Below are 5,742 nucleotides of genomic sequence, written 5' to 3' on the forward strand. Positions count from 1 at the left end.
TGCCATCAAAATATCTTAACACAAACCAGGTGAATGATAACTGTTAATTTACATAAACCCTGTCCCGGCTATCATCCCGACACCAAATCAAAGATTATGGTGCGGGGCTTCTCGCCGGGGTAGCTAACAGCTTAAAAACGGGACTGGCCGGATTCGAACCGGCGACCTAGCGCTTCAGATTGGTGTGAGTTTCCCCACTCTCTGGACTATACCTTCACCCTAGGTTAACACCCCTTAAAGTTAATACCCCTTAAGGTTAATACCCCTTAGGTGGTGGCCGTCTAGTCTCTCCACCTTCCTGCATTTAACCAAGGGCGATGACTCGCACACAGATTCAGGCTTGGCTCGGTATTGCCTTAGAGTACTGAATAAGCTAAATACCCCTTAGGTTTCACCGAATTTGACCACATTCACTCACAGAATTTCTTCCATGGTGCCCGATTTTTCAGGAGGCGCTTGCTCTATCCAGCTGAGCCACAGCCCCAATTGTAATATGTCCCTATATTATCACAAAAGCTGTTGATTAAGCATCGATAGCCATACCTAATCAGGGTTGAATACCCCCGTTAACCCAACTGGTAATAGGTAATGGGTAATCGAACCCAATTTTTAAGCAGTTTGTTGGTTGACGCTCTTGCCTAGAAAAGTGGGAACTATAGAACTAATCGCGATTAGATCCCATGTTGGGGAAGACTATGTTCCGGTCATGGCTAATAGTCAGTTATTTATAATAAATCAATTATAAATAACCAATTAATAACTAAGATCACAGAAATTTATGCGAGCCCAAGAACATTTGCTGGTGGTTATTGGACATAGATGATGAGCAAGCTAGGTAAGCTTCCCAAATCTATTCACTCTACTATTTGGTTAGGATTACTAACCTTTTTGATAGTGACTATGGTAGTGCCTGCTGTAGCCCATCCTGATCATTCGGTACTGGGGAGTAGAGCAAAGGTCGGTGGAAACCAGGAAATTGTTAGTGCTATTTCTAATCCCCAAACCCTTGTGCTAGAACCCGCCCACCATGGTTCAGAGTTGCTAGAGCAAGGCAAAACTCTCTATGAAGCCGGACGATTTGCTGAGGCGGCTGCTGTGTGGCAACAGGCAGCTGTTGGTTTTGAGCAACAAGGTGATGAAGTGGGACAAGCTTTGAGCTTGAGCTATCTGTCCTTAGCTGACCAACGATTGGGAAAATGGGAGCAAGCCCAGAGTGCTATTGACAGAAGTTTGAAGATTTTGCAGGCTCCACAACTTAGGGAAGAAGGGTCGATTTTGGCTCAAGCGCTGACTATTCAGGGAAGTCTCAGAAATGCTATGGGACAAACGGAATCTGCCCTGGAAAGTTGGCAAAACTCAGAAGCTACCTATCAATCTGTAGGGGATGAGGTTGGCATCTTGGGTAGCCAGATTAACCAGGCTCAAGCCCTAAAAACGATGGGCTTCTACAGGCGATCGCGAAAACTCTTAGAAGCTGTCAATGAAAAGCTCCAAGCTCAAGATGATTCCCTGCTTAAAGTCAAGGGATTGCGGAGTTTGGGAGTGGCTTTGCAAGTAGTGGGAGATGTACACGCATCCAGGGAAGTTTTAGAGCAAAGTTTGGCAATCGCCCAGAAGTTAGATTCTCCCAGCGATACCAGTGACATTATTTTCAGCTTGGGAAATACTTCCAGGAACTTAAAAGAGCCGGAAACCGCCTTGAATTATTACCAACAAGTGGTAATAAAAGCAACTAGCCCACAAATTAAAACTGAAGCCCAACTCAACCAACTCAGCCTTTATCTAGAACTAGACCAGCACAAGAAAGCGATCGCACTATTGCCTGCCATTGAATCTAATCTAGCTCAGCAGCCCCCCAGTCGAACCACAGTCTACGCTGCGGTCAACTTTGCTGAGAGCTTGTCAAAGTTGGCAGCTGCTTCCCCTAGACAGTCACAAGGGGTGCCTATACCCATCCAAAAAGGCGCAAAAATTCTGGCACGAGCAGTGCAACAAGCTATGGAATTGGGGGATCCAAAAGCTCAAGCTTATGCGATGACTCAGTTAGGTTCATTGTATGAACAAACCCAGCAGTGGTCCGAGGCTTTGAGGTTAACAGAGAATGCTCTACAGATTGCCCAAGGTAATCATGCTTCAGATATTGCCGCTCGTGCCGCTTGGCAACTGGGGAGGCTGCACAAACAGCAGGGGGATATCAACGAAGCGATCGCAGCTTACGATTCAGCGGTCAAAACTCTCCAGTCACTGCGCTCAGACTTAGTCGCTATCAATCGAGATGTCCAATTTTCTTTCACTGAAACTGTTGAACCGATCTATCGAGAGCTAGTCGAATTACTACTGCAACCCTCTGTCAACCCCCCTGAGCCAGGAGGGGTATCCCAGGCAAAAGCCTCAGGGGAAATTAGTCAAGACCACCTGAAAAAGGCGATGGAAGTTATTGAATCGCTGCAATTAGCTGAATTAGAGAACTTTTTCCAGGAAGCCTGTTTAAAAGGTCAACCCAGGCAGATCGACCAGATTGACCAGAAAGCGGCAGTTATTTATCCGATTATTTTGCCAGAACGGTTAGAGGTGATCGTTTCTGTGCCAGGACAAGCGCTCCGTCACTACCAAACTTATATACCTCAAGCTGAGCTAGAGCAGTTTTTCCGACGGATGCGACAATCCCTGAATAGAGCTTTTTCTGAGCCAGCACGTCTCAAGCTCTATCAGCAAGCTTATGATTTGCTGATTAGACCTGTAGAATCTGAGTTAGAAGACTACGGCATCACAACTCTAGTATTTGTGCTAGATGGTACTTTGCGGAATTTACCGATGTCCGCTCTTTATGATGGTCAACAGTATCTGATCGAGAAATATAGCATAGCTCTAAGTCCAGGATTGCAGCTTTTAGATCCACGCTCCCTTGAATCGAAACAGATCCAAGCTATAACTGCTGGGCTGAGTGAGGGTCGCCAAGGTTTTAAGCCTTTGCCAGCAGTAAAGCGAGAATTAGACCAGATTTCGTCAAAAATTTCCACAACAGTGCTTTTGAATCAGGAGTTTACTGATACCAACCTCCAAAGCGCTGTTGATGCACAACCTTTCCCAGTATTGCATCTGGCAACCCACGGTCAGTTTAGTAGTACTGCCGATGAGACGTTTGTGTTAGCCTGGAACGATCGAATTAATGTCCGGCAATTCAATTCACTACTGCGCTCAAGAGAAAGACAAGACACTAATCCAATTGAATTATTGGTACTCAGTGCTTGCCAAACTGCTAGAGGGGATAATCGTGCTGTGTTGGGGTTAGCTGGAGTAGCAGTACGTTCGGGAGCACGCAGTACCTTAGCTACCCTATGGGCAGTAAGGGATGAATCTACTGCTCAGCTGATGGCTGAATTTTACAAGTATCTGGCTCAAGCAGGTGTAACTAAAGCTGAAGCGTTGCGCCGTGCTCAGTTAGCGCTATTGAAAGGGGAATACAACCATCCTGTCTATTGGGCTCCCTTTGTGTTAGTGGGAAATTGGTTGTAATTGCTCTATCTCTAATCGAAGGACTTTTCAAACACATTATTAGAGGACAATTGGGCATAAAACATACTAGAAATAAAACATAAAACAAACATGAACGCAAACATTAGGCGTTTATATTGAAATTTATAGCAACCCTCAAAAAAAAAATTAGAAAGCGGCAAATTCTAGCAGTCGCCAGGGCAGTTAGGACATCACAAAAGTATCAAACCTAAGTAAGCGCAATAGTTTGACTTCTGACTTCTGACTTCTGACTTCTGACTTCTGACTTCTGACTTCTGACTTCTGACTTCTGCTATATCTGCTTTGCTTTCTGTGCCCAGAATAATCATAAAGAAGGTCCTGCAGCAATAGGAAATATTTTATGAAATCAAACAAATTAACCGTGAGATTACCACTTTGTTTTACTTTCCTATTCCTAGGAATGACTTTAATCCACAGTTTGCCAAGTCAGGCGGTGATGTTCCAAAATGGGAAGAATCCAGCACCAAAGACGGGAAGGGGTGGAGCTTCCCGGGGTGAAGATATTTGTTTCTCTGATTCTAAAACCACCACTTCATCAGTCACACCCCTGATGCCAGCTACTAATGTGGGCTTAACGGTGGCAGAACGTCCAACTTTGCTGGTATATGTTCCTCAGACTTCAGCTAAAGAAGCTTTTTTAAGTTTCGAGGATGAACAGCGAAACCATCATTACCAGACCTTTATACGTCTGCCTAATCAGCCAGGTGTAATGGCGGTTGAATTACCACCTCAGGCTCCACCACTAAAGGTCGGTAAGAATTACCAGTGGTCTTTGGTGATGATTTGTGGGGAGTATTTAGAACCAGATAGTCCTGAGGTAACTGGATGGGTTCGTCGAGTTGAAGCCAATTCTACCTTGATGAATCAGAAGACATTAAAAGCCTCACTGAAAAAAGCCTCATTGTTGGCTGAATCAGGGATTTGGGTCGATACTGTCTCTACCCTCGCTGATTTAAGGCGAGCTGAACCAAAAAATTCAGTCTATCTCTCCCATTGGGAAGAACTGTTAAAATCACAAGGACTAACTGCGATCGCTAACCAGCCGTTGCTCAATAAATAAACTATAAATATCTGAACATCATACCATCAACTATTATCCTGCAATCCTTATAAAGCAAGGATTTAATCCTATCTGGATCAAGGGGTTAGTTAGCAGCTGATTTGTGATAACTCCAAAAAATATCGCATCTTAAACCCCTGGTTTTCAACCAGGGGTTTAAGATGGGGCTTAAAACAACTTACGGAATTGATTCCGTCCTATCCTGTCAATAGCTGAACTAAGAAACTCAATCAAGTATAGTTGACAGGGTAAGCGCAAGAAAAAATGGCTCATAATGTGCATTGGCTGGATATTCGTTGATCGTCGCTCGAAACCCCTATAATCTCGTATAAATTTAATCGCAATAGAGTTTATTTGTTGAGAATGAAGCGGTTTTTTTCGAGGGTAAGCCACGACTTATTGATTCTTGCGCTTACCCTGGTATAGTTGAGTCAGTTAGCAATTATCCATGACCAATTAGCCTCAATCATTCCACAATTGGGCAAGCTCAATTTTTCTCCCTTTTTTGCTTGTTTTCTCAAGACTGTTACTTAGTCAGGATTTACTGGGAATTCTGTAGGTAAGTTATCGACGGCTTAGTGACTCACCACAAAAGCAGTTCTACCGGTCGATGCTATTCCTGGAATCCTGCCAACCAATAGAAGCGCCTATAGCTGAAGTTCCCCTTTGACAAAACAGCACAACCTATGCTTGGATTGGAATTGAGGATTTTTTCTTAGGCATTTACTGGGTACAAAATACCGAAATTCCCAGTAAATCTAGAGCTTTTTGTTGAAGGAGAGTGGCTTGGGTTATTTTCTCAAAGGTAATATCCTTCCCCTCCAACTTTGTGTTAATCGTATTGAGAGTAATCGTCCCTAAATCTGCCATTAACGTATTAAAGCTGTGTACAGGTAATTTATCTTGTGTTTTCTTTTTACGAGCTTTCGATAAAGCTTTCTTTGAACGTTGGGATGGAGCGACGACTTCAGTTGTAGTGAGTTGGACTTGCTCAGATTCTTCATCTGCAAAAAGTATCGGAGCTAAAGCTTGCGACCTGTGCCATTCAACGTAATAAGATAACATACATAAAAAGACATGTGCTCTAACTCGATTCTCTTGGTGCGCGTTCCCTAGGCGAGGGAACCTCGCCGGGGTCGCACCGC

Annotated in this window: 3 protein-coding genes and 1 pseudogene; 2 read left to right on the forward strand and 2 right to left on the reverse strand. The window is 44.0% G+C overall.

The window, feature by feature from the left end:
* Positions 1–819: 819 nt before the first annotated feature.
* Entirely contained in the window at positions 820–3,516 is a 2,697-nt protein-coding gene (locus F6K46_RS37755; protein WP_366510876.1) for a CHAT domain-containing protein, read from the forward strand.
* Between the two features lie 191 nt (positions 3,517–3,707).
* On the opposite strand, the gene F6K46_RS37760 is transcribed toward F6K46_RS37755, so the two are convergent.
* Positions 3,708–3,845: a hypothetical protein gene (locus F6K46_RS37760; protein WP_293067982.1), complete on the reverse strand. Its 138-nt coding sequence runs from the start codon at positions 3,843–3,845 to the stop codon at positions 3,708–3,710.
* 92 nt (positions 3,846–3,937) lie between these two features.
* Between F6K46_RS37760 and F6K46_RS37765 the strand changes: the two genes are divergently transcribed.
* Positions 3,938–4,597, forward strand: a complete 660-nt coding sequence (locus tag F6K46_RS37765) for a DUF928 domain-containing protein (protein ID WP_293067984.1) — start codon at positions 3,938–3,940, stop codon at positions 4,595–4,597.
* Positions 4,598–5,320: 723 nt separating this feature from the next.
* On the opposite strand, the pseudogene F6K46_RS37770 reads toward F6K46_RS37765, so the two are convergent.
* Positions 5,321–5,742 (reverse strand): annotated as a pseudogene (locus tag F6K46_RS37770) (hypothetical protein); the annotation flags it as partial.

This window comes from Moorena sp. SIO3E8 (genome assembly GCF_010692445.1).
GTDB classification, from domain to species: domain Bacteria; phylum Cyanobacteriota; class Cyanobacteriia; order Cyanobacteriales; family Coleofasciculaceae; genus Moorena; species Moorena bouillonii.

Excerpts from the sequence above, each read along its gene's own strand:
- F6K46_RS37765 (WP_293067984.1), top strand. The coding sequence starts at position 3,938 with ATGACTTTAATCCACAGTTTGCCAAGTCAGGCGGTGATGTTCCAAAAT.
- F6K46_RS37755 (WP_366510876.1), top strand. The coding sequence starts at position 820 with ATGATGAGCAAGCTAGGTAAGCTTCCCAAATCTATTCACTCTACTATT.
- F6K46_RS37760 (WP_293067982.1), bottom strand. The coding sequence starts at position 3,845 with ATGATTATTCTGGGCACAGAAAGCAAAGCAGATATAGCAGAAGTCAGA.